General features: G+C 43.3%; 22 protein-coding genes and 3 tRNA genes. 19 read left to right on the forward strand and 6 right to left on the reverse strand.

Annotation, left to right across the window (positions count from 1 at the left end):
- The first annotated feature begins 1 nt into the window (after position 1).
- Genes DEG18_03720 through DEG18_03730 form a run of 3 tightly spaced genes read left to right on the forward strand, consistent with a single transcriptional unit; the run spans position 2 to position 2,408 of the window.
- Entirely contained in the window at positions 2–418 is a 417-nt protein-coding gene (locus DEG18_03720; GenBank protein ID HBX58688.1) for an Asp-tRNA(Asn)/Glu-tRNA(Gln) amidotransferase GatCAB subunit C, read from the forward strand.
- Positions 418–1,818 (forward strand): Asp-tRNA(Asn)/Glu-tRNA(Gln) amidotransferase GatCAB subunit A, encoded by a 1,401-nt coding sequence (locus tag DEG18_03725; protein HBX58689.1) that lies wholly within the window; start codon positions 418–420, stop codon positions 1,816–1,818. The genes DEG18_03720 and DEG18_03725 overlap by 1 nt, the downstream gene beginning before the upstream one ends.
- A complete protein-coding gene (locus DEG18_03730) occupies positions 1,818–2,408 on the forward strand; it encodes a hypothetical protein (protein HBX58690.1) in 591 nt (196 codons plus the stop codon). Before DEG18_03725 ends, DEG18_03730 begins: the two co-directional genes overlap by 1 nt.
- An 88-nt stretch (positions 2,409–2,496) precedes the next feature.
- Here DEG18_03730 and DEG18_03735 read toward each other — a convergent pair.
- Positions 2,497–2,570: transfer RNA gene (locus DEG18_03735), tRNA-Val, on the reverse strand.
- A gap of 69 nt (positions 2,571–2,639) precedes the next feature.
- On the opposite strand from DEG18_03735, the gene DEG18_03740 reads away from it, so the two are divergent.
- From DEG18_03740 to DEG18_03810, 15 genes are all read left to right on the forward strand, one after another.
- Positions 2,640–2,711 (forward strand) — tRNA-Arg (locus DEG18_03740).
- A gap of 10 nt (positions 2,712–2,721) precedes the next feature.
- Positions 2,722–4,155, forward strand: a complete 1,434-nt coding sequence (locus tag DEG18_03745) for a hypothetical protein (GenBank protein HBX58691.1) — start codon at positions 2,722–2,724, stop codon at positions 4,153–4,155.
- Positions 4,156–4,459: 304 nt separating this feature from the next.
- Positions 4,460–4,533, forward strand: a tRNA-Ala gene (locus DEG18_03750).
- A gap of 3 nt (positions 4,534–4,536) precedes the next feature.
- Entirely contained in the window at positions 4,537–6,546 is a 2,010-nt protein-coding gene (locus DEG18_03755; protein HBX58692.1) for an ATP-dependent DNA helicase PcrA, read from the forward strand.
- Between the two features lies 1 nt (position 6,547).
- Positions 6,548–7,333 carry a ribosomal RNA small subunit methyltransferase A gene (gene rsmA / locus DEG18_03760; GenBank protein ID HBX58693.1) on the forward strand — a complete coding sequence of 262 codons (786 nt, stop codon included), beginning with the start codon at positions 6,548–6,550 and terminating at the stop codon, positions 7,331–7,333.
- Positions 7,334–7,345: 12 nt separating this feature from the next.
- Complete coding sequence (locus DEG18_03765) at positions 7,346–7,708, forward strand: hypothetical protein (GenBank protein HBX58694.1); 363 nt, start codon at positions 7,346–7,348, stop codon at positions 7,706–7,708.
- Between the two features lie 114 nt (positions 7,709–7,822).
- Positions 7,823–8,743 carry a hypothetical protein gene (locus DEG18_03770; protein ID HBX58695.1) on the forward strand — a complete coding sequence of 307 codons (921 nt, stop codon included), beginning with the start codon at positions 7,823–7,825 and terminating at the stop codon, positions 8,741–8,743.
- Positions 8,733–10,280 carry a hypothetical protein gene (locus tag DEG18_03775; GenBank protein HBX58696.1) on the forward strand — a complete coding sequence of 516 codons (1,548 nt, stop codon included), beginning with the start codon at positions 8,733–8,735 and terminating at the stop codon, positions 10,278–10,280. Before DEG18_03770 ends, DEG18_03775 begins: the two co-directional genes overlap by 11 nt.
- Before the next feature lie 38 nt (positions 10,281–10,318).
- The gene (locus tag DEG18_03780) at positions 10,319–12,550 is read left to right on the forward strand and encodes a hypothetical protein (GenBank protein ID HBX58697.1); all 2,232 of its coding nucleotides are present in this window, start codon (positions 10,319–10,321) and stop codon (positions 12,548–12,550) included.
- A gap of 40 nt (positions 12,551–12,590) precedes the next feature.
- Positions 12,591–13,022, forward strand: a complete 432-nt coding sequence (locus DEG18_03785; GenBank protein ID HBX58698.1) for a hypothetical protein — start codon at positions 12,591–12,593, stop codon at positions 13,020–13,022.
- Positions 13,019–13,327 (forward strand): hypothetical protein, encoded by a 309-nt coding sequence (locus DEG18_03790; protein ID HBX58699.1) that lies wholly within the window; start codon positions 13,019–13,021, stop codon positions 13,325–13,327. Before DEG18_03785 ends, DEG18_03790 begins: the two co-directional genes overlap by 4 nt.
- A gap of 2 nt (positions 13,328–13,329) precedes the next feature.
- A complete protein-coding gene (locus DEG18_03795; protein HBX58700.1) occupies positions 13,330–13,983 on the forward strand; it encodes a hypothetical protein in 654 nt (217 codons plus the stop codon).
- Complete coding sequence (locus DEG18_03800; GenBank protein ID HBX58701.1) at positions 13,983–15,725, forward strand: conjugal transfer protein TraC; 1,743 nt, start codon at positions 13,983–13,985, stop codon at positions 15,723–15,725. Before DEG18_03795 ends, DEG18_03800 begins: the two co-directional genes overlap by 1 nt.
- Before the next feature lie 12 nt (positions 15,726–15,737).
- On the forward strand, positions 15,738–16,652 hold the full coding sequence (locus DEG18_03805) for a hypothetical protein (protein ID HBX58702.1): 915 nt from the start codon (positions 15,738–15,740) through the stop codon (positions 16,650–16,652).
- Between the two features lie 21 nt (positions 16,653–16,673).
- Positions 16,674–17,780 (forward strand): hypothetical protein, encoded by a 1,107-nt coding sequence (locus tag DEG18_03810; protein HBX58703.1) that lies wholly within the window; start codon positions 16,674–16,676, stop codon positions 17,778–17,780.
- A 64-nt stretch (positions 17,781–17,844) separates the two neighbouring features.
- On the opposite strand, the gene DEG18_03815 is transcribed toward DEG18_03810, so the two are convergent.
- The 5 genes from DEG18_03815 to DEG18_03835 are packed head-to-tail and all read right to left on the reverse strand — an operon-like array spanning position 17,845 to position 19,742.
- Entirely contained in the window at positions 17,845–18,324 is a 480-nt protein-coding gene (locus DEG18_03815; GenBank protein ID HBX58704.1) for a hypothetical protein, read from the reverse strand.
- Positions 18,325–18,328: 4 nt separating this feature from the next.
- Complete coding sequence (locus DEG18_03820) at positions 18,329–19,027, reverse strand: hypothetical protein (protein ID HBX58705.1); 699 nt, start codon at positions 19,025–19,027, stop codon at positions 18,329–18,331.
- A gap of 4 nt (positions 19,028–19,031) precedes the next feature.
- Positions 19,032–19,259 carry a membrane protein insertion efficiency factor YidD gene (yidD, locus tag DEG18_03825; protein HBX58706.1) on the reverse strand — a complete coding sequence of 76 codons (228 nt, stop codon included), beginning with the start codon at positions 19,257–19,259 and terminating at the stop codon, positions 19,032–19,034.
- Positions 19,252–19,608 carry a ribonuclease P protein component gene (rnpA, locus tag DEG18_03830; protein HBX58707.1) on the reverse strand — a complete coding sequence of 119 codons (357 nt, stop codon included), beginning with the start codon at positions 19,606–19,608 and terminating at the stop codon, positions 19,252–19,254. The genes yidD and rnpA overlap by 8 nt, the downstream gene beginning before the upstream one ends.
- Positions 19,605–19,742: a 50S ribosomal protein L34 gene (locus DEG18_03835; GenBank protein ID HBX58708.1), complete on the reverse strand. Its 138-nt coding sequence runs from the start codon at positions 19,740–19,742 to the stop codon at positions 19,605–19,607. Before DEG18_03835 ends, rnpA begins: the two co-directional genes overlap by 4 nt.
- A gap of 259 nt (positions 19,743–20,001) precedes the next feature.
- Between DEG18_03835 and dnaA the strand changes: the two genes are divergently transcribed.
- A complete protein-coding gene (gene dnaA, locus DEG18_03840) occupies positions 20,002–21,378 on the forward strand; it encodes a chromosomal replication initiator protein DnaA (GenBank protein HBX58709.1) in 1,377 nt (458 codons plus the stop codon).
- Positions 21,379–21,447: the final 69 nt, after the last annotated feature.

Below are 21,447 nucleotides of genomic sequence, written 5' to 3' on the forward strand. Positions count from 1 at the left end.
TATGATAAATTTAAATTCCTGGGTGTGGCCGAGAAATAAGGCACGGGACGGCAAATCCCGGTTCGGCAGGCTGGAAGCCCTGCCCACCCAGTCCATCTCTCAATCCATGATAACCGAGAAAGACGTCGAACATATCGCCAAGCTGGCCAGGATAGAGATATCCGCGGCCGAGAGAGAACAACTCAAAGACAAACTGTCTTCTATTTTGGGTTATATCGATCAGTTAGATACCTTAGACACGTCTAACGTAATAGCCACATATCAGACTACTGGATTGGAAAATTCCTTAAGAGAGGACGCACCAAGAGAGAGCCATGACACGAGTATAAATCTAGAAGATAGACTACTTAGCCAAGCTCCGACAACCGAAAATAATTTCCTTAAAGTTAATTCGATCATCGACCGTAATAAAAAATAATGCCAGCCAAAGGTCACACAATAGAGTCGATTGTTAAAGGTATTCGCAATGGCCAATTTTCGGCTAAAGAAATATTTAACGAATATCTCGCCAAGATAAAAGTCCTCGACAAGGATTTGCACGCTTATCTAAGCATGCACGAATTTCAAGAACCTAGAGATGGTGTCTTATTCGGCGTGCCATCAGCAATAAAAGATAATATATTAATCGCCGGAACAATCTGCACTGCCGGATCAAAGATATTAGAAAAATATGTATCAGCCTACGATGCCACGATAATAAACAAGCTCAGGTCTGCCGGCTCTGTTTTCTTGGGAAAAACAAATCTTGATGAATTTGCTATGGGCTCCTCAACCGAGAACTCGGCCTACGGACCTACCAAGAACCCGCTAGATACGACACGCGTGCCCGGCGGAAGCTCTGGCGGCTCTGCGGCAGCCGTTGCCGCAGACCTAGCAGTCTTTTCGATTGGGTCAGATACCGCTGGGTCTATAAGACAACCAGCAAGTTTTTGCGGTACGGTGGGCCTTAAACCTACTTACGGCAGAGTGTCTCGTCATGGCTTAATTGCCATGACGTCATCACTAGACCAGATAGGACCATTCACTAAAAATGTGAGAGACGCCGCTCTGCTCATGAATGTCATCTCTGGCCACGACATGTTTGATTCAACAACCGTACCTAAAAAATCTGAAGACTTCCTGCTTAATATCGACAAAAGTGTGAAGGGCTTACGAGTTGGCGTGCCAGCAGAATTTTTCGGCCAAGGACTAGATAAAGAAGTTAAAGATAAGATCATGGAAAGCATAGAGAGGCTAGCGAAGCTAGGCTGTGAGATAAAAGAGGTATCCTTACCTCACTCTAAATATTCAATTGCCGCATACTATATCGTAGCTCCTTCAGAGATATCTTCAAACCTAGCCAGATTCGACGGTATAAGATATGGCCTCTCCGATAAGGAGGCGAAGACACTACTCGATACATACCTCCGGTCAAGAGAAGGCGGTTTCGGAGCTGAAGCCAAGAGAAGGATCCTATTGGGGACATTCGCTCTTTCGTCGGGCTACTATGATGCATACTATCTCAAGGCTCAAAAGATTAGGACCCTAATTAAAAAAGACTTTGATGAGGCCTTCGCTAAAGTAGACGTGATAGTCGGCCCCGTAGCACCAAGTACCGCATTCAAATTAAACGAAAAATCTTCAGACCCATTATCTATGTACCTGTCAGATATATACACCGTGCCAGTTAATCTAGCTGGCCTTCCGGGGATATCAATCCCGTGCGGTAACGGAGAGATGAGTAATATGCCAGTAGGCCTTCACATGATAAGCAAGCCCTTCGACGAAGAGACCCTGCTTCGATTGGCCTATCAATTCGAACAATCAATAGAAAAATAATGGAATCTCCAAATTTATTAAACAACCTGCATGACTCGCTATTTAGCTTTTCCGATTTAAAAATTGGAGACTATCAGCTAGGTCAAATCTCTGATCAGTTCACAGCCTTCATGGGCTCAGGTATCGTGTGGGATATAAAGACAGTGTCGTTCGTAATCTCTGTTATTTTAGCCATCGTCATTATTCTTTTAAATATTAAACTTGGTAAATTCAAAGCATTAGCCGCAGGAGTTGTTACCGATATAGTGAAGCCCTCGCCAATAAGTGACGGCGGTCCAACTATCGCAAGATGGGCCGAGATACAAAGACACGTCGAATCTACGAAAGAGGCTGAATGGAAATTTGCAGTCATTGAAGCAGACAAATTATTAGATGATATTCTAAAAAAAGCAGGCTACACCGGAGACACGATGGGGGATAGATTAAAAAATGTTCAACCCGGGCAATTGCAGCCATTGAATTTAATATGGGAGGCTCACAAAATAAGAAACCGCCTCGCCCACGAGACTAATTATTTTTTACGGCATGCTGAGGCCAAAAAAGCCGTACAGTTCTATGGTCGCGCCCTTGAAGAATTAGGCGTGTTGTAGATAAGGTCATCTTGTTGAGCTAAAACTTGCCCGGCGTTCTCATTCTTACGCTATACAAAAACTCCCGACTGGGAGTTTTTGTATTATGTGGGCGCTGAAGGATTCGAACCCTCGACCTACTCGGTGTAAACGAGTCGCTCTAACCAACTGAGCTAAGCGCCCTCAGGATATCAACCGCATTGTAAAATAACACGAAAATGCTATCATATCAAGGTAAAAATTAATATTAGCGCCCTCGTAGCTCAATGGATAGAGCGGCTCCGTCCTAAGGAGAAGATATGGGTTCGATTCCTTTCGAGGGCACACACGCTACATGACTCTTCCACAAGAAATAATAAGCATCTTGAAAAATCTAGAAGATTCTGGTTTTGAGGCATACGCCGTAGGTGGTTGTGTACGAGATTTAAGCCTGGATAAAAAACCTAAAGACTGGGACATAACCACTAACGCCAAACCCGAGCAAATCCAAGAGCTATTCCCCGAGCACTTCTATGAGAACTCTTTTGGCACTGTCACCGTAAAAACTGAGGCCGAAGATCCATCCTTAAGAGAGATACAAATCACGCCCTATCGAGTGGAGGGCAAGTATACCGACAAGCGCCACCCCGAAGAAGTGGAATTCGTGACCAAACTAGAGGACGACCTCTCCCGACGCGACTTCACCGTTAATGCTATGGCCATCAATAAGGCGGGCGAGATTAAGGACGCCTTTGGAGGTAAAGAGGATTTAAAAAATAAACTTATACGAACAGTTGGCAAACCCGAAGAGAGGTTTGGTGAAGACGCCTTGCGAATACTTCGTGCCGCTCGTTTTGCTGCCGTCCTAGGATTCGATATCAATACAGCCACCAGTAGAGCCATGAAAGAAAATTCAGAATGGTTGCGAGCGATATCGAAAGAAAGAATACGAGATGAGTTTATTAAAATAATTAATTCCGAGAATGCTTACCACGGAATCTTACTTCTAGAGGATCTAGGACTATTAGAATATATAACTCCCGAATTAAGACAGGGGATCAACGTAGGCCAGAATCTTCATCACATTTACACTGTTTGGGAGCACAATCTTCTGGCGCTCAAATACGCAACAGAAAAAAATTATTCCCTAGAGATTAGACTGGCTTCGTTGTTCCATGATATTGGAAAGCCCCAGACTAAAAATGGGGATGGTAAATACTCCACTTTTTACGGCCACGACATCGTCGGAGCTAAAATAACAGCCAAGCTAATGGAACGGCTGAAGTTTTCAAAAGACATAACGGAAAAAGTCGTTAGGCTAGTCCGATACCATCTATTCTATTATAACGTTGGCGAAGTTACAGAATCTTCAGTTAGGCGCCTATTGGTTAACGTTGGGCCGGAAAATATTGAAGATTTGATTAAGGTTAGAGAAGCAGATAGAATAGGTTCTGGCCGACCTAAAGCTGTACCGTACAAACTAAGACATCTTAAATATTTAATCGACAAAGTCTCGAATGATCCCATCTCGGCCAAGATGCTGAAAGTTAACGGCCAGGATATAATGAAAGAGCTAGGCATTAGCCCTAGCCCAAAGATTGGCCTAATATTAAGTTGCCTACTAGCTGAAGTCTTAGATGATCCCACGAAGAACAAAAAAGAAGAATTAATCATAAGGATACACGATCTCGACAAATCGACGCCAGAGGATTTAAAGAACTCGCTAGATAAGATTCAGAAGGCGATCGAAGCCGAGGAGAAAGAAAGAATGAAGAAGTATTACGTGTAAGAAGCGCTGAAGCTTTAGCGAGGCGAGTAGTACACACGATTCGGGTTCGTGAAGGTCAGAAGTAAAACACTTTACTTCTGACGGACAAGTATCGTTTAAAACATGTGGCTATTATGTCGGGCCGGAGTATGCCGGTAGTACGCACGATTCGGGTTCGTGAAGACCGAGTTCGATTCTCGGCGGCCCGACATAATAGCCATGATTCAATATTCGACTTGTCCCGTTGAGTTCTCCGGCAACTGCTGGATCTCGGCGGCCCGACATTGTGGTTATAAGCTTAGCTTGTGTTGTGTCCGACGATTCTGGGCCCGTCGTAAAGTGGTATTATACGGCATTCGCATTGCTGGGTCGGGAGTTCGATTCTCCCCGGGTCCACCAAACATGCAAGAGAAAATATTCAAAGGATTAAACGAGCAACAGATCAGGGCCGTCAGCATCGTTGACGGCCCTGTTTTGGTTATATCTGGACCAGGCTCCGGAAAAACAAAGTGCTTAACTCATCGTGTTGCTAATCTTATAGCCAACGAAGTTAGACCAGAAAATATCCTAGCCGTTACCTTTACAAATAAAGCTGCGGGCGAGGTCAAAGAAAGAGTAGCCCATATTCTTGGCCAAAAATACTCCCACAATACTTTTGCTTTAATCACTCCGGGTATGCCCATGATCGGCACGTTCCACTCGGTTTGTCTAAGGATCCTACGTAGAGAGATAGAAAAGTTAGGCTACGGCTCTAATTTCGTAGTTTTTGATTCCGACGAACAGTCGTCGATGATAAAAAAGATTATGACTGGCCTCGAGATTGATACCAAGAAATTCCTACCGAGAGCTATCGGTTTTAAGATCTCCGATATTAAAACCGATCTAATCGATGCCGAGAAATACGTGCCCACGGATTTTTATATGAAGCTGGTAGGCCGAGTGTTTAAAGTTTATCAGTCTGAGATGCGCCGCATAAATGCCCTAGATTTCGACGACTTAATCGGCCTGACCGTAAAAATATTCACAAATCACCCGGAGACACTCGATAGATACCAAGATATCTGGAGATACATACTAGTAGATGAATACCAGGATACTAGCCACGATCAATACATGCTTATTAGACTACTCGCTCAAAAAAATAAGAATATATTCTGCATCGGTGACGACGCTCAATCCATATACCAATTTCGCAAGGCTGATATGCGAAATATTCTAAATTTTCAGAAAGATTATCCCCAAGCGAAGGTTATTATGCTTGAGCAAAATTATCGTTCGACGAAAAATATAATCGCGGCAGCTCAGGAGATTATCTCTAATAACAAAACTCAGATTCAAAAATCGCTATGGACCAAGAACGACGGGGGAGCGAAGATAATAATAAAAGAAGCCTTGAACGAGAAAAGGGAGGCCAGTTTCATCGTATCCAAAACAATGGATTTTATTCGCGAAGGATATAAGCTTAAAGACGTGGCCGTACTGTATCGCACTCACGCTCAGTCGCGAGCCATCGAAGAAGGCTTAATATCGAACGGCCTACCATACCAAATAATCGGTGGAGCTAAATTCTACGAGCGTAAGGAGATAAAAGATATTCTAGCCTACATCAAGCTCGCCACTAATCCATCTGACGTCATTAGCTTCGAAAGAGTTATAAATATACCTTTGCGCGGTATTGGACCAGTCGGAATCGAGAAAATATTAGCTCAGAACAAAGACAACGTCCTTGAGGCCGTAAAATTATCTATAGACAACGAAGTTCTGCCAAAAAAACAACTTGGTGAATTAATCAAATTCGATAAAATAATTACCGATATTAAACAATTAGTTAGAAGAGAATCGCCGTCATCTTTAATCAAGGAAATAATAGAGAAAATCGACTACGAAGGCTATCTCAAGAGTCTGACTTCGAGAGCGGCCTACGAAAACGTTGAAGACAGGATAGAGAACCTAAAAGAATTACTAACCGTAGCAAAAAGATACGATAAAGTTGACGACAAAGAAAAGGCGATCGAACAGTTTTTAGAAGAAATCGCCCTCCTTCAAGACGCCGACAAGGTCGGCTTAGCCGAGAACAGAGTCACGCTCATGACTATGCACGCATCCAAGGGCCTAGAATTTCCAATTGTGTTTGTGGTCGGCCTAGAAGAAGGTTTATTTCCTCAGAATAGAGCCATTACCGATCCGCAAGAGCTAGAAGAAGAGCGTCGCCTTTGCTATGTGGCCATTACCAGAGCCAAAGAAAAACTCGTCTTAACTCATACTCGTTTTAGGAATATATTTGGCTCCCTAGAAGTTAATCTACCATCACGATTTATATCCGAAATTCCAGCCCATATCGTCGACCATCACGCCGACAACAATAATTACGAGAAAGATCCCGAAGATTTTGAAGAAAAAATATATTATTAGCATGAAGATTTCTCCAAAAAAATCACTTGGTCAGAATTTTCTGCACGATCCAAAAATACTTGGCAAGATAACCGATGCGGCTGATCTAACGAAAGAAGATGTAGTTTTAGAGGTCGGGCCAGGGACTGGCAACTTAACCAAGATCTTGTCGGAGAAAGCTGGCCGAGTCATAGCCATCGAAAAAGATCATCGAACAATTGACGAGCTAAGATCCATATTCTCTAGCGCAAATGTCGAGATATTCGAAGGCGATACGCTCGAAATAAATCCTAGAGACTTAGGCTTAAAAGAAGGCGGCTACAAGATAGTTGCCAATATTCCATACTACATAACTTCAAATTTTATACGCCAAGTCCTTGAATTTTGGCCAAAGCCGAAATTAGTCGTTATCACCATACAAAAAGAGGTAGCTCAGAGAATTGTTGCCAAGCCACCCCACATGAACCTATTGGCGTTATCAGTTCAGTTCTATTCTAATCCAAAGATTGTGGACTATATTTCAGCCGGAAGTTTTTTCCCAAAACCCAATGTTGATTCAGCCATCATTAAGTTGACACCGAAAGAAGCGCCGCTAGATCCAACTGAAGCAAAAAGATATTTCAGCCTTTTAAAATCGGCCTTCGCAGAAAAACGAAAACAGTTAGCCAAGGTAGCGGGGCAGAAAGAGGGGATACCTAAGGAGGCGGTAGCTGAAATTCTAGGGCACATTGGCATTCGCCAAGACGCACGTCCCGAGATACTATCTCAAGATCAGTGGTTGGCTCTCCTAAAATGTATCGATGAGTGATACAATTTAAAGATGCCCAAGAAGCTTAAGATTTATTATATTGCCTTAGTCGTTACGCTGACATCGCTTTTATACTCAAGCTCGGCTCTAGCCCTTAGCCTTGGCACTCCATTTGGAGGCAAGATACTCACATATACTCCTTGCACTTGCGGCTTCGGAACGGCCATAGTTACCGTTGGAACACCGAGGCCTGGGATCTTTTTGTATGTGCCCTATACTAGTAAGCCGTACAGCTACTATTTCCCATCAATTGGCAGATGGATTCTTGGTCTAGCGTCACCAACTCCGATGCCTTGCATGATGGGCGTTCTCCCGTATTGCGTATCTGTCGGATCTTATTCTCCTATCACCATGTTTGGAACTAGTTTAAGATAGCTTGCCCTAAATTCTCTTATCTCAAAAATGGCCTCTTCCGAGGCCGTTTTTGAGATAAGATATGCACAGATATTTTGGCTAAAACAACGGCTTAAAGTGGTATAATTTGACTAGATGACGGCCAAGATTAAATTAATTTTTGGCGCTTTGGGCTTAGTCGCCCTGATTTCGGTTTTATCTCTATACGGCAAGTTCAGATCGGGGTCATCCTTAGATGTTGCTCCCTCCAGAAACGAGATAGATATGTCTCTAGAAACCGATACTGACCACGATGGCCTATCAAATGCCGAGGAATCTATCTGGGGTACAGATTTTCAAAATCCTGACTCAGATGGCGATGGCTTTAAAGATGGCGAAGAGGTTATCTCTGGCCATGACCCCATGAAGAAAGGTCCCGACGACTTAGTAGAGTCGGACAACATAACCAAGAATTTCCTAGCTATGACATTAGCCAGCTATGCCGATGGGTCCATAAAGACGTCTGACCCAGATTACATAGACAAACTATCCGACATGACTAACAGTATCGCCTCGGAAGTAATATTTAATAAGCCGAGGACATTTAACCTAAAAACCACTTCGGCCTCGACTCAGAATAGTCAGGCGTATATCCAGGCAATTTCTCCGAACTTCGAAAAAATCATGATTGAATTCTATGGTGAAGTGGCTGATCTCGAATCTAAATTAGCCCTAATTGAGTCTAGGGGTTTTGCTGATCAAGAAGTCAACAGATACTTTTCGAGTAAATCTAAAGTCTTCCTAGACATAACCGACTCGATAGAGAGAATAATTGTTCCGACCGACTGGAAGGATGCTCACTTGGCCATATTAAGAATGTCTTATAATCTTGCCGGAGTGAATAAGACAATAGCTGGCGGAGATAAAGATCCCATAAAAGCGATTGCCGGGTTCAATGGCTTGAAGACTTTGATCGATGGCTCATCCGACGTCATCAATCCATTCATCATTGGCGCTCAAAAGCTAAATCTAAAAGGCAGCTCGTTCCTAGAAAAATTAGTACGCAATGAAATATAAAATTTCAAAAAACATAATTATAAGCCTATCCGCAGCATTCATTCTGGCGACTCCAGCTTATGTTTCGGCGGCTAGTATGCCGGCATGCGTGACTGGCGGAGTATTGGCGCCATTTCTAGAAAAGGGGATCACGGAGCTCCAAGACTTAGGCATGAACTGGGTAAAGGCAAAACTTCCAGGTCTTTTTGGTAAATTTACTAGCACGGTAACGGGCATAACGAAAGTACCAGTATACGATAGTAGAGTAGAAGATGAGATAAACAATCAAGCTAGTAAGACTAGACAGAATACAGACGCTAAAGAAAAGTTCGGAGATGTCGTTGCCAGGTGCTTAGCTAGGGAGATATTCAATAGGGCGTCAAAGGACTTGACCAACATGGCAAGGACGGGAGGCAGAGATGGCGGAACTACGTTTATCCAGAACTGGCGTAATTACCTCACGGGATCTCAATACAGAGGAGAGAGTATTTTTAGGACGATCCTATCGAATACTAAGGTTTGTAAATATATGGAAACGGGAGTAAAGCAAGGCTTCGGAGTCACGAAGCAGGTATCCCTATCTGGATTAAATACTAGGACTGGCAGCACGAGCCCATTTCAACTGACTGCCAATTGTAGCATGCCCTCTAGTTTCAGCATGGATGGCTACATGAAAGATTTCAGCGGTAATGGCGGATGGGAAGCATTTAATAGACTCTTAGAGACTCAGAATAACCCACTCGGGATGGCCTTATTGGCCGGGCAAGAAATATCAAATCAGAGAAATTTGGAACAGCAGGCTGATCAAGCTGAGGCTTTGGCCAATAATGGCTATCAGGGTATTAGCGGTAAGAATGCTAGCGATAGTTGTGCACTGAAAGACGAGCGAGGCAAGTGTATTAAATATAAGGATATAAAAACTCCGGGTAGCTATGTAGCGGCCAACTTAGCCGCCGTAGTCCAGCAAGAACTAGCCTGGATAACAAACGTAGACGAGCTATCAGAGATGATAGCGTCTGGCGTGGACATACTCATAAACAGACTCGGAGACCTCAGCAACCCAAACGAGGGCGACTATACTACTCAGCCCATACCCAGTATTAGCCCATTACCAACCCTCACGCCGACGCCAGGTACGCTCGAGTGTAGCACCGAGGGCCCGTTCCAATACGGAAGAGAGCTTTCTGTGGCTATAGACACGCTTAAGAGTCAAAATCCAAATTTCCTAAACAGTGTTCCCGTGCTTGGAGGGAACCCAAGACATCCCGAAGAGATATCCTATCCTCAAACAGATCTCGATAAAACAGCTGCTGCTCTTATATCTATCATAAAATCAAATATGTCTAATTTCAGAGGTGGCAGAATATATACCAGCTGCGAGCCTGGAGGTAGTATTGGCACAGACGCGATTATTTTCGGCAAAGATTACGACGTATTCGGCGAAGTCTATGATTTCAAAAGCGGTACCGCTGAATCAGATGGAAGGCCTCTTCGCGATGCCCTGCAGACTAGCGATGGCGGCGAACTGACTGATTGGGCTAGAGTCGTTCCCGATTAATACCAATAATCCGTCTTAGGCATTTTATTTACGAAAAAGTGATTAAAACGTTTAAAAACTCCTACGGTCAAAAGAAGATATACGCATCCATCCTCATGGTTGTTTTTGCTTTATCTGCGCTGCTCTATCCGGGGTCAGCTGCTGCGGCTAACCCCATAAGCTGGGTCATGGATGCCGTAGGGAGCGCGGCCCTAGACGCGACCAAGGGCGCGATACTCAGTTCACTTTACACATTCCTTCAGCTCATAGGCCGAATGCTGTCTTTCTTCATTGGCCTAATGCACTCGGTTGCGACCATAGCCGTCTATCCTAAAACCGGTGTCCCTGTCGTAGAAGAAATGTGGAAGATATTTAGAGATATGGCTAATATGATATTTATCCTTGCCCTCATAGTCATGGCCTTCTCTACCATATTCGATCTCGGTAGTCGCTTTGGGGCATTCAAGGGCACCGACTGGAAGAGTATGCTGGCCAAGCTTTTAATAGCTGCGGTACTCATTAACTTTAGCATGACCTTGGGCGTTGTAGTTATCGACATAGTGCAGGTCCCCACAAACATGCTTCTCACTTCGATGGGGGATATATCCGGTAGACTCGGAGGAGGTCTAAATGTTCAAGGGATGCTAGCTTATAGCGGTACTGGCGGGTCCGCCACCATAACTGAAACTGCAGACGTAACAACGGCGGCTATAGTATCTGTTGTTTTCATGATCATACTACTAGGGTCCTTCTTCATGTCGATACTCACGGCCACGTTATTCATGATAATGCGTATCCCCATTATCTGGATGCTTTTAATGTTCTCGCCCCTAATTTGGATTGCCAACATATTTCCGAGCACAAGAAAGAGTTTTTCCGAGTGGTGGACCAAATTCCTCGGCTGGGTATTGTTCTTGCCATACTATCTGTTTTTTGTTTATCTAGCTCTTTTTGTTCTGTCGAAACAGGATTCTATTTGGACATCAGCCCTTCAAAAAGCTCAGACTGCTGATTACGGGCTTAATACTGGCAACCCTGGGATAACCGTTCAAGTCGTCTTCTTCTATATAATCGTTAATACTATCTTAGTTGGCGGCACTAAATTAGCCATGAGCAGCGCTCAGGCATCAGCCACCGGCGTGAATAAAACCTTAGGCAAATTGACTGGCGATATGCTCCTAAGTAATACGCCGTGGCTAGGGGGATATTACAAAGGAGGGAAGACCGCTATCGAAGCTAGGAAGAAACAATTCCAACAGCAAGGCTTCCAGAATAAATATCTGAACAAGGTCTACGGCGGCGAAGCGGCCGATAAAGATCGCCAAGCTAAAATGGGCCAGCTTTTCGGCGTAAGAGGCGCTGACCTTGCTCGTCAAAAAGTGTTTACTGAATCTGCCGGCAAAGAGTTCGATTTAATAAAAAACGATTTCGATATTGGTAAAATCGATATAGCCAAAGTAAAAGCTGGGGCCAGCGGCGACGCAGCCGATCCCAAAGTATTTGCCTATCGCAAGATGCTCGCAAAATTAGGAGAGCTAGGCGACACTCAATTCGAAGAAACGATAAAAGCCATGTCCACCGTCAACAATCCCTATGCGGCGCAGGATCTAATAAAGACTGCCCAAGAATCTGAATTCGCTGGCATAAAGGCAAAAACAATACATGCCTTAGCCGTAAACAATGACGTAGCAAGACCAGCCAGAAAAGAGTTATTAAAACACATGCAGGGTAATGCAAAAGTTGCTAAAGAACTAACGGCCGCCGAATACGAAGAAGCGATCAAAATGCTGGGCGGAGACAAATCTTTCGAAGGCAGCAAATTCGCTAAAGAACTTGGTAAATTTAGGCCAGATTTAACCTATGCGCGTCAGCAAACCATTCGCACTGCGGATCCCGCCAAGATGGCTGAGGCGATGAAAGACTATAGAACCAAGAAAGGTCTAGCTCCTACCGCCCCAGTAACGCCGGCCGACCTAGAACAAGACCATTACGAAGCATACATCGACAAGACGGAGATAAAGAGTGTCGCTGAGCTCGCCTATGACGGAATTTGGAGTGAGCCATCTTTCCAAGAAGCCCTGAAAGAAAAGCTTGAAGCTATACCAGAACCCCGCAAACCAGCTAGCATACGGACCGACAAGGAATTCCAGAAAACGCAAGTATGGCAAGACTGGAATTCTGAATACAGACAACGCGCCAGAGAAAGGAATGCGTTGGTTAAGAACATAAAAAACACGCCAGAATCAGCACAGAAACTTACCGTGCTTAGAACTGCGGGATTAATCACGTAATAAAATGCCTATCACTAGTAGAAACTATTTTACCCCCTATATGGTTGATCTAGGAAAAATGACTGGCCTTGCGCTCGACTCTTTCGATAAGAGAATCAGTGTCCTGCCAAAAGCTATCCAAGATTCTATATATGATTTTTCTATAGCTGAATTCATAGAAGACGTCCTCGGGGAAAGATTTGAATTGACGGCAGATCAAAAGATAGAGCTGACACGGATAGTTAGAGATATTCTGATGGGGGATATTTTATTAAGCGACGCCCTCCGCGTAATGTCTCAGAAACTTACCGTGCCAGTGGATGTGGCCAGAGAGATATGTAACGGCTTATTATCGGGACCCCTTGCTCCCACGATAGAAGATCTAAAAACTCTCAACAAAAGACAGCCCCAGACGTCGCCACCACCGACCGCGACATCTCCGGGCCAGATAAATCCAAATAATATCGTAGACCTAAGAGATCAAAATAAATGAGATTCGAACTACCACAATTCATAGAGACCGAAACCAAGCTCGTTGGGCCGTTCACTTTGAAACAGTTTCTTTGGATAGCTGGAGGCGCATCGCTAAGCTACGTATTATTTTTGTGGCTAAAGCTGACCATATGGTTTTTCGTAACAGCTATTCCCATTGCCGCCTCTGCTGCCGCCCTAGCCTTTGTGAATATCGACGGCACGCCGCTATTCAACTACGTTTTATATGCTATAAATTATACTTTCGGTAGCAAGCGTTATCTATTCCGCAAAAATGATGATAAAATTAGATTGCCTTACAATTAATCATGCCTGAAGCTACTACAAAAAATCTAGTCGATATCGCCGCCATAAGAGACGACGTTGTTTTACTTAAGAATGGATCTCTAAGATCTATAATCGAAGTATCCGCCATCAACTTCGAGCTTCGATCAACAGATGAGCAAACCGCGATAGTTCAAAACTTTCAGAATCTTCTAAATTCTATAGATTTCCCTTTGCAAATAGTGTCGACATCAAGAAGATTATCTCTAGATGACTATGTAAAAAACCTTGAGGCTACGATTGAGACGCTAGATAACGACTTATTAAAAATTCAAGCCGCTGAATACGCAAAATTTGTCTCGCAATTGGCTGAGCTATCAAACATTATGGCCAAGAAATTCTATGTGGTGGTGCCATTTTATGCCACGCCACTACAGACTACCAGCGGACTATTTAGTGGAATTACCGGAATATTTTCAAACAAGAAATCTACAGCTAAGATAGACGACACAAGCGTCGAGAAGTATCACTCACAACTCATGCAGAGAGTCGACCTAGTCTTCAGCAATCTCGTAGGCCTTGGCCTAAAAGCAAAGCTCTTAAAAGGAGACGACCTAATGAATCTCTTCTATCAAATATATAACCCCGGCTCAAAAACAAAGTTTAATACAGAGGGCACCGAAGCGGCCACAACATAATGCAAGATCAAAAATTACAACTAGACGAATCATTCGCTCCAGAAGCTTTTAGTATTAACCCCAACTACATACAGATAGGGGACACTTTCGCACGCACAATGTTTCTGGCGACATATCCCAGATACTTAAGTATGAGCTGGTTCTCGCCGATTATTAACCTAGATAAGGCTTTTAACGTATCAATTTACGTTGTCCCTAAGAACACTGCCGACACATTGAAACAACTCAGAGACCAGCTTGGTCGCTTAGAGGCCCAAGCTATGGAGGGGGCAGCCAAGGGCCAAGTAAGAGACCCCCTGCTAGAGACTGCTATTGGCGACATAGAATCGCTCAGAGATAAGCTCCAGCAGGGCACAGATCGCTTTTTTGAGCTAGGAGTCTATATCACATTTTTTGAGAACGATGTGAAATTGTTAGACGAGACCGAGAATAAAATAAAGGGAATGTTTGAGAACCAACTGGTGTTCCCTAAGTCTGCGATATTTAGAATGGCAGAAGGTTTTTCCTCGACTCTGCCCCTAAACAACGACAAGCTCAACGTCCACACTTCACTCAATACCGAACCCATATCATCCATATTCCCATTCGTGTCCTTTGATTTAACGTCCACGTCTGGAATATTATACGGGATAAATACTCATAACAATTCCTTGGTGTTATTCGACCGCTTCAGTCTTGAAAACTCTAACACCGTTGTCTTTGGTAAGTCTGGCGGAGGCAAAAGCTATACCGTAAAGCTAGAGATACTTAGAAGCCTGATATTCGGCGTCCAGGCAATAATTATTGACCCGGAAGACGAATATAAATATCTAGCCGAAACAGTCGGTGGGTCAGTTGTTAAAGTCTCGATAAGCTCTGATCAACACATCAATCCCTTCGATCTTCCCATTCCCAAAGAGGACGAATCTGCTTCTGACATATTCAAATCCCACATCTTAAATCTAACCGGCCTGGTCAGGCTCATGCTAGGGGATATAACGTCGGAAGAAGAAACGTTACTTGACGAAGCTCTTCGTCAGACATACGCCATCAAAGATATCGGCCCAGACTCAGATTTCGGCAACATGGCACCGCCAGTCATGACTGATCTTCAAAACGTACTTGATGGCATGCAAGGATCTGAATCTCTGGCAGTCAGATTGAGACGATTCACACAGGGGACATTCGCCGGCTTCTTAAATCAACCTACCAATATCTCTCTAGACAACCAGATTGTCGTCTTCAGTATTCGAGACATGGAGGAGGAGCTACGACCAATCGCTATGTATATAGTTCTTAATTTCATGTGGACGGCCATCAGACGCAATCTTAAAAGGAGAATCTTGTTGGTTGATGAGGCCTGGATACTATTAAGAACCAAGGTTGGAGCCAACTTCTTGTCGTCTATCGCCAAAAGAGCTAGAAAGTACTACGCCGGACTTACTACCATCTCACAAGACATCCCAGAGTTCCTAGCCACTGACGATGGCAAGAGCATCTTAAACAACTCTTCAATCCAGATACTTATGAAGCAATCTCCAGCCACAATCGACTTGATACAAAAGACATTTAGTCTAACCAACGCAGAAAAGTACTATCTACTAGAGGCCAGAGTTGGCTTCGGACTGTTTTTCCTTGGTCAAACTCACGTTGGCATAAGAATGGTCTCTTCATTCGCTGAAGATCAAATAATCACCTCTGACCCCAAGCAAATTCTCGAGATAGAGAAGGCCAAAGAGGATTGGGCTAAAACAAGAGATTAACTATTCATATGAATGGCAGCCGGACAGAACCAAACGTCGGGAAATATTATAGACTTGAGAGAGAAAAAATCGACATCACAGTCAGACGAGAGTAGGGGCGTGAGCGCGGGTAATTATGGGCCACCCACAGAAGCCGAGCCCAGCGACACTGAAAACATTCTGCCGGACCAAGTCTCCGCCGAGATCGATCCTAGAGATGAATCCATAGATAGTTCGCCCGCAGACGAACAGGCCACTCAAAACGAGACCTCAGAGGATACTGTAGACTTAGGAGAGGAAGACGTCGCAAGCGAAGAAGAGCTTTTAGGCGCCCAACTGGAAGAATTGCGTCTAGCCACAGACTTGAGCGAAATCAATCACGAGGTAGCCCAAATCAAAGAAGAGGGTCATTCATTTGGAAAACCCTCCAAAATTAAGTACGGAATATTATTCTTGCTCGCTACGATTGTAGACGCACTTGACCTCTTGGCTTTAACCGGAGTTGGCTATTTCATAGCGGCAGTAATTAGCATCACGCTCTCCTTGATTATGCTGTGGATATTCTGGCTGACCAACACTAAGCAAAACGATGCCAAGAAATACCAACAGAAGCTAGCTGTTTTTCTAAAAAATTTGGAGAAGAACATGGCTCACATTGAGAGACGCACCGTGCAGATCTCCAGAATAGCGCATAAACTTAGCCGCAATAAAACTGTTAGGAAAATTGGCGGGAAGGGAGTGGCGAAGATTGGTAGACAAACCGCAAGGATATATAAAGCGGCAAGAAGTAGCCCCTTATCTAAATTTATCGCAGCATCTTGTGCCAATTTAGTGCCAGCGCTAGGCCTTCTGCCTTGGCAGATTATAGGCACATATCTAAGCTATAGAGATGAGAGCGAGGCCCTGAAGGACGCCGCCAAAGCCGCAGACGAAGCATTTGGAGAGTAATAACGACCTCCTCGGAATTATATGGCTTATCTAAAAATGAATTCAAAAAAAATATTAATTGGGCTAATAATGCTAAGTCTAATAGTAATAGCTTTTTTGGGTGGCTATATTATTAGTAGGGGGGGACTACCAGATACGGACTCTGCCGGAACGGGGAACATGCTATCCAGGTTCGACGATAAATCGCTGGAGGCCACAGCAGATACCCTAGGCCCTAGTTCGGATAGAATCGCAATCACCAGAAAGATAAACTCTATAGCCCCATCGAAAGACAACAATTCGATCTTATATTACGAAAAGGCAACTGGACATGTTTTTGAACTTAACCTATCAACAAAAAAAGAATTGCCACTATCCTTAGCTAACCTGCCTAATTTCTTATCCACCGTCTGGTCTCCTACGCAGAAAGAGGTAATAAGTCTATTTTATGAGCCGGCTGGTAACGCCTACAAATACTTTAACTACAAAACCAAGAAGTCTACTCTCTTAACCGAAGGCATCCGGTCGGTTGCCTTCTCTCCAGATGGAAAGAACTTAACCTACTTTCTAGTAGGCGATGAACTAAATTATATCTACATATCTTCTCCTGATGGATCTGGGGCAAAAAGAATATTAAGCACACGCATGAGCAGTGTCTCTCTAGCGTGGCCCAAGGCCGACTTAATCATTCTAAAGAGCGTAGATGAGAACACGGGCTCCACTAATTTACTAGGAATAAATACTAAAGGAGAAATCTCCTCCATACTAAACAACGTATCCGAATTGTCTGAGTTGTGGTCAAAAGACGGTAAGAGAATGATATATTCTCAGGCCGGTGAGTCGCAACCTTTGCTAAGGATTATAGATATTGAGACGGGCGTCATGTCTTCTGTTGAGTTAAGCCTCAGGCCCTCTGATTGCGCCTGGAGCATGGATAGTCGCACGGTGTATTGCATTGGAGCTAAAGATCCAGGAGACCCAAATCAGAGACTCTACAAAATCAACGCTGAAGACGGCAAGCCTATAGACGTAAAGCCCGTACCGGGACACATAAGCCCGAGAGAGGCCCACTTATCTCTACTTGAAGACTACCTAATAGTACTCAACGACATAGACGAGAGACTGTATTTAGTTGAGACGGCAGAATAGTCTTTCTGCTAGCAATATAAACAACAGTTCCGCTTTTGGCGGAACTGTTGTTTATATTTTAGAGTTATATAGAATATGGCTTTATCACTATTCTCCTCTGTGGCTCTTCGCCTATGCTTTCTGTGGCAATATCCGGATATGAAGCCAGCTCCATATGTACTAGCCTGCGCTCATACGAGGACATTGGCTGTAAGGCTTCAGCCTTTTGTATGTTTCTAACCCGCATGACCGCTTGTCTGGCTAGATCGATAACGTAATTCGCCTTAGACTTTTTATAATCATTAACATCTACCGCCAACGAGACATCGCTTCCAACGTCTTTAGCGAACATGTTCCTAACCACGTATTCCAGAGCTTTTAGATTTTGCCCGTCTCTCCCAATTAAAAACTTGGCATTATCCGGAGTATATATGGACACCAGGACAGTTTTCGAATTACCCCCGACTTCTTTGTCTATCTCGACTTGGCATTCAATATTCATGTAGGAGACGATCCTCTTTATGGCCTCCTTTATTTTGTCTTTGTTCTTTATGTAGTCTTCCATATTATTATGATTTTTTTGATTTTATATAAAACTGTTCAAATATGGAAAAGGCTGTAGTTGCTACCCAATACACTATTAATCCAGCTGGCATTTTCCAACCAATAATTATAATGAAAACTGGCAAGAAATACAACATTTGACTATTTAAAGCCGCGACCTCTTTGCCTACGCCGGGAGTTCCTTTGACGCTGTTTTTTTGTTGCCAGCCCTGAATAAATTGTAAGACCCCGGCTAGGACCGTTAGGGGTATGCTTCTTTGTGTTATATCTACGATGCCAAGGAATAGATGGCTCACCGCGTCCGGCCTACTTATGAAACTGTACAAGAGGCTCAAGCTTGATTCGGTTAATCCAACGGCAAAGACCTTGTACAGTGCGAATAAAAGGGGCAACTGAATAAGTAGTGGGAGGCATCCAGCTAGAGGATTCACGCCCTCTTCCTTATATAGCTTCATTATCGCTTCAGACTGGGCAGCTTTATTATCCTTAAACTTTTCTTTTATTTCGTTTAATTTGGGATTTATTTTGTTTAAAGCCTGCTGAGACCTTAAGGCCTTAAGAGAGAGGGGCATGAGCGCCAGCCTAACTAAAACGGTCATTACTACAATCGCAATTCCAAAATCATTCCCGGGTAGAGCGTTATAAATTACTATTGCTATGTTCAGTAGCGGCCTATATATTATCTCATTAAAAAACATGGACATATTACTATGGTAGGTCTACGCCCCCACTTGAAAGGGGATTACACCTTATTATTCTTTTTAAAGCTCTGGCTACGCCAGACAGAGCTCCGTCTTTCTCTATCGCTAGAATTGCATATTCTGAGCAGCTTGGATGAAATTTACATCCAGCGACAGCAAAAGGAATTGGAACAACGCTCCAGTATCTATTTATTTTTCTATAAAAATTTATCAACGCCACGATCGCCTTACTCATGATTATTTAGATTAGCCTTTTTTATTAGAAATACGATTTCTCTAGCGATGGCATCTCTGTCTTCTGAAAGTATGCCCTTCTGTGCCACTAAGACAATTCGACAACCTTCTTGCATGGAACCTATCTGTACCCTAACAGCCTCTAGCATCGTTCTCTTTATACGATTTCTGTCTACGGAGCTCTTGGCGACGCTCATGGGCACCATAACCGCGACCTTGACTGCGCCAGCACCCTTTAGCACGTATTTAACGAGTAAAAAGCTGCCTCTAGCAGCTTTCCCGAGCTTAAAAACCTCATCTATGTCGTTTCTAGCCGCCAGCCTATTCCTTCCTGAGAGGGCCACGATTATACAGTCAACCTCTTTCTGCCCTTCTGCCTGCGTCGAGCTATTACTTTTCTTCCAGACTTAGTCCTCATCCTCTCTAGAAAACCGTGTTTTCTTTTTCTAGGCGTCTTTTTCGGTCTAAATGTTGTGGTTTGCATGTGTTATAACCCTAATTTAAGATTAATACGTTAATTCTATTATCATTTCAGGAGACAGTCAACCGGCAGGGTAAGTTATTTTTAAAACATTCAATCTTTTGCAATTAAAATTTTTAAAGTCAATATTTACTTATTATCTCCACTTGTTATAAACAGTATATCCACTTGTTGAAACCTTTCTTCTAGTTGCCATTGTCCTATAATGCTTTAGACAGAGTTGAGTAAGTGCCAAACACTAAATTAAATTTACCAAACTAAGATGACTAACGAGGAACTATGGAAAGCTGTGCTGGGAGAAATGGAGTTGTCTTTAAGTAGGGCAAATTTTACTACCTGGTTCAAAAACACCTCTATCGTGTCCAAAGATAAGAATGGGGTCCTGGTTAGCGTGCCTAATGGCTTTATTAAGGAGTGGCTTGAGAATAAATTCAACAAAAAAATTCTTCAGTCCGTTCGAAGCTTAGCACCAGACGTTAGAGATGTTAAATACACTATTGGTCGTCCTAAGCTAGAGCCCATACGCCCAGACGTCTCTAGGCTTGTCCTAGATAAGGAGTTGGATGACAAACTAGAAAGTAGCACCCACGACGTCGATGTCGACAAGGCTACAAACCTCAATAAGCGTTATTCTTTTGAGACTTACGTGGTGGGCTCTAATAACGAGCTTGCCTATGCCGCCGCGCTTGGAGTAACTAAAAATATCGGCAAGCTTTACAATCCATTATTCCTTTACGGTGGAGTTGGCCTTGGGAAGACTCATCTTCTTCAGGCTATTGGCAATAAAATAATCTCAGAGAACAAAGATCGTAAGGTTCTGTACATTCCAACTGAAAAATTTACAGCCGATATGCTAGATGCCATAAGAACTCGAAGCATAGAAGATCTTAAGAATTGGTATTCTAAACTAGATCTGCTTATTATAGACGACATTCAGTTCATAGCCGGGAAAGAAAAAACTCAAGAAATAGTTTTCTCGGTTTTTAATGAATTGTACGGAAAGAATAAACAAATTGTCCTATCTTCGGACAGGCCTCCAAAAGCCATCCCCACTCTAGAAGAGCGCCTAAGATCTCGTTTTGAGGGCGGCATGATAGCCGATATTGGGCTACCTGATTTTGAGACTAGATTAGCTATTATCACAAACAAATGTACCGAAAAAGCAACTAGCTTAGATACAGACGTTCTAACCTATATAGCTACTCATATTCAAAAAAATGTTAGAGAGCTTGAAGGCGCCCTGAATAGAGTTGTGGCTTTTAGTCAGATATATAATAAAACCCCAGATCTAAAAGAAGTTAAGAATATTCTGAATACATACCTTAGTACCCCATATAGGAAGACATCTCCTCAGATAATACTAAAAGCTGTTGCTGATTTTTACAACATATCCGCCAATGACCTAACAAAGCGTAGCAGAAAGAAGGAAGTTGTTAGACCCAGACAAGTTGCTATGTTCTTATTGAGAGAAGAGACTAAACTTTCATTCCCAGAGATAGGTCAAAAATTAGGTGGCCGAGATCATTCTACGGTAATTCATGCCTGCGAGAAGATAAGAGAAGAATCTAGCGGAGATGAACCGTTAAAACAAGAATTAGTACTCATCAAAGAACGTGTGTATAATTCTTTTGATAAGTAGTTGAAAAGCCTGCGTATAAGTAGCTGCTTAGGGCGATATGCAATTTCTTATCCTCTAGTTGTACTTAGC

It is taken from the genome of Candidatus Yanofskybacteria bacterium, assembly GCA_003514055.1.
Lineage (GTDB): Bacteria > Patescibacteriota > Minisyncoccia > 2-02-FULL-40-12 > GWA2-44-9 > UBA12115.

Bases quoted from the DNA above. Each gene is read 5' to 3' on its own strand.
- DEG18_03720 (HBX58688.1), top strand. From the start codon at position 2: ATGATAAATTTAAATTCCTGGGTGTGGCCGAGAAATAAGGCACGGGAC.
- DEG18_03725 (HBX58689.1), top strand. From the start codon at position 418: ATGCCAGCCAAAGGTCACACAATAGAGTCGATTGTTAAAGGTATTCGC.
- DEG18_03730 (HBX58690.1), top strand. From the start codon at position 1,818: ATGGAATCTCCAAATTTATTAAACAACCTGCATGACTCGCTATTTAGC.
- DEG18_03745 (HBX58691.1), top strand. From the start codon at position 2,722: ATGACTCTTCCACAAGAAATAATAAGCATCTTGAAAAATCTAGAAGAT.
- DEG18_03755 (HBX58692.1), top strand. From the start codon at position 4,537: ATGCAAGAGAAAATATTCAAAGGATTAAACGAGCAACAGATCAGGGCC.
- rsmA (HBX58693.1), top strand. From the start codon at position 6,548: ATGAAGATTTCTCCAAAAAAATCACTTGGTCAGAATTTTCTGCACGAT.
- DEG18_03765 (HBX58694.1), top strand. From the start codon at position 7,346: ATGCCCAAGAAGCTTAAGATTTATTATATTGCCTTAGTCGTTACGCTG.
- DEG18_03770 (HBX58695.1), top strand. From the start codon at position 7,823: ATGACGGCCAAGATTAAATTAATTTTTGGCGCTTTGGGCTTAGTCGCC.
- DEG18_03775 (HBX58696.1), top strand. From the start codon at position 8,733: ATGAAATATAAAATTTCAAAAAACATAATTATAAGCCTATCCGCAGCA.
- DEG18_03785 (HBX58698.1), top strand. From the start codon at position 12,591: ATGGTTGATCTAGGAAAAATGACTGGCCTTGCGCTCGACTCTTTCGAT.
- DEG18_03790 (HBX58699.1), top strand. From the start codon at position 13,019: ATGAGATTCGAACTACCACAATTCATAGAGACCGAAACCAAGCTCGTT.
- DEG18_03795 (HBX58700.1), top strand. From the start codon at position 13,330: ATGCCTGAAGCTACTACAAAAAATCTAGTCGATATCGCCGCCATAAGA.
- DEG18_03800 (HBX58701.1), top strand. From the start codon at position 13,983: ATGCAAGATCAAAAATTACAACTAGACGAATCATTCGCTCCAGAAGCT.
- DEG18_03805 (HBX58702.1), top strand. From the start codon at position 15,738: ATGGCAGCCGGACAGAACCAAACGTCGGGAAATATTATAGACTTGAGA.
- DEG18_03810 (HBX58703.1), top strand. From the start codon at position 16,674: ATGGCTTATCTAAAAATGAATTCAAAAAAAATATTAATTGGGCTAATA.
- DEG18_03815 (HBX58704.1), bottom strand. From the start codon at position 18,324: ATGGAAGACTACATAAAGAACAAAGACAAAATAAAGGAGGCCATAAAG.
- DEG18_03820 (HBX58705.1), bottom strand. From the start codon at position 19,027: ATGTCCATGTTTTTTAATGAGATAATATATAGGCCGCTACTGAACATA.
- yidD (HBX58706.1), bottom strand. From the start codon at position 19,259: ATGAGTAAGGCGATCGTGGCGTTGATAAATTTTTATAGAAAAATAAAT.
- DEG18_03835 (HBX58708.1), bottom strand. From the start codon at position 19,742: ATGCAAACCACAACATTTAGACCGAAAAAGACGCCTAGAAAAAGAAAA.
- dnaA (HBX58709.1), top strand. From the start codon at position 20,002: ATGACTAACGAGGAACTATGGAAAGCTGTGCTGGGAGAAATGGAGTTG.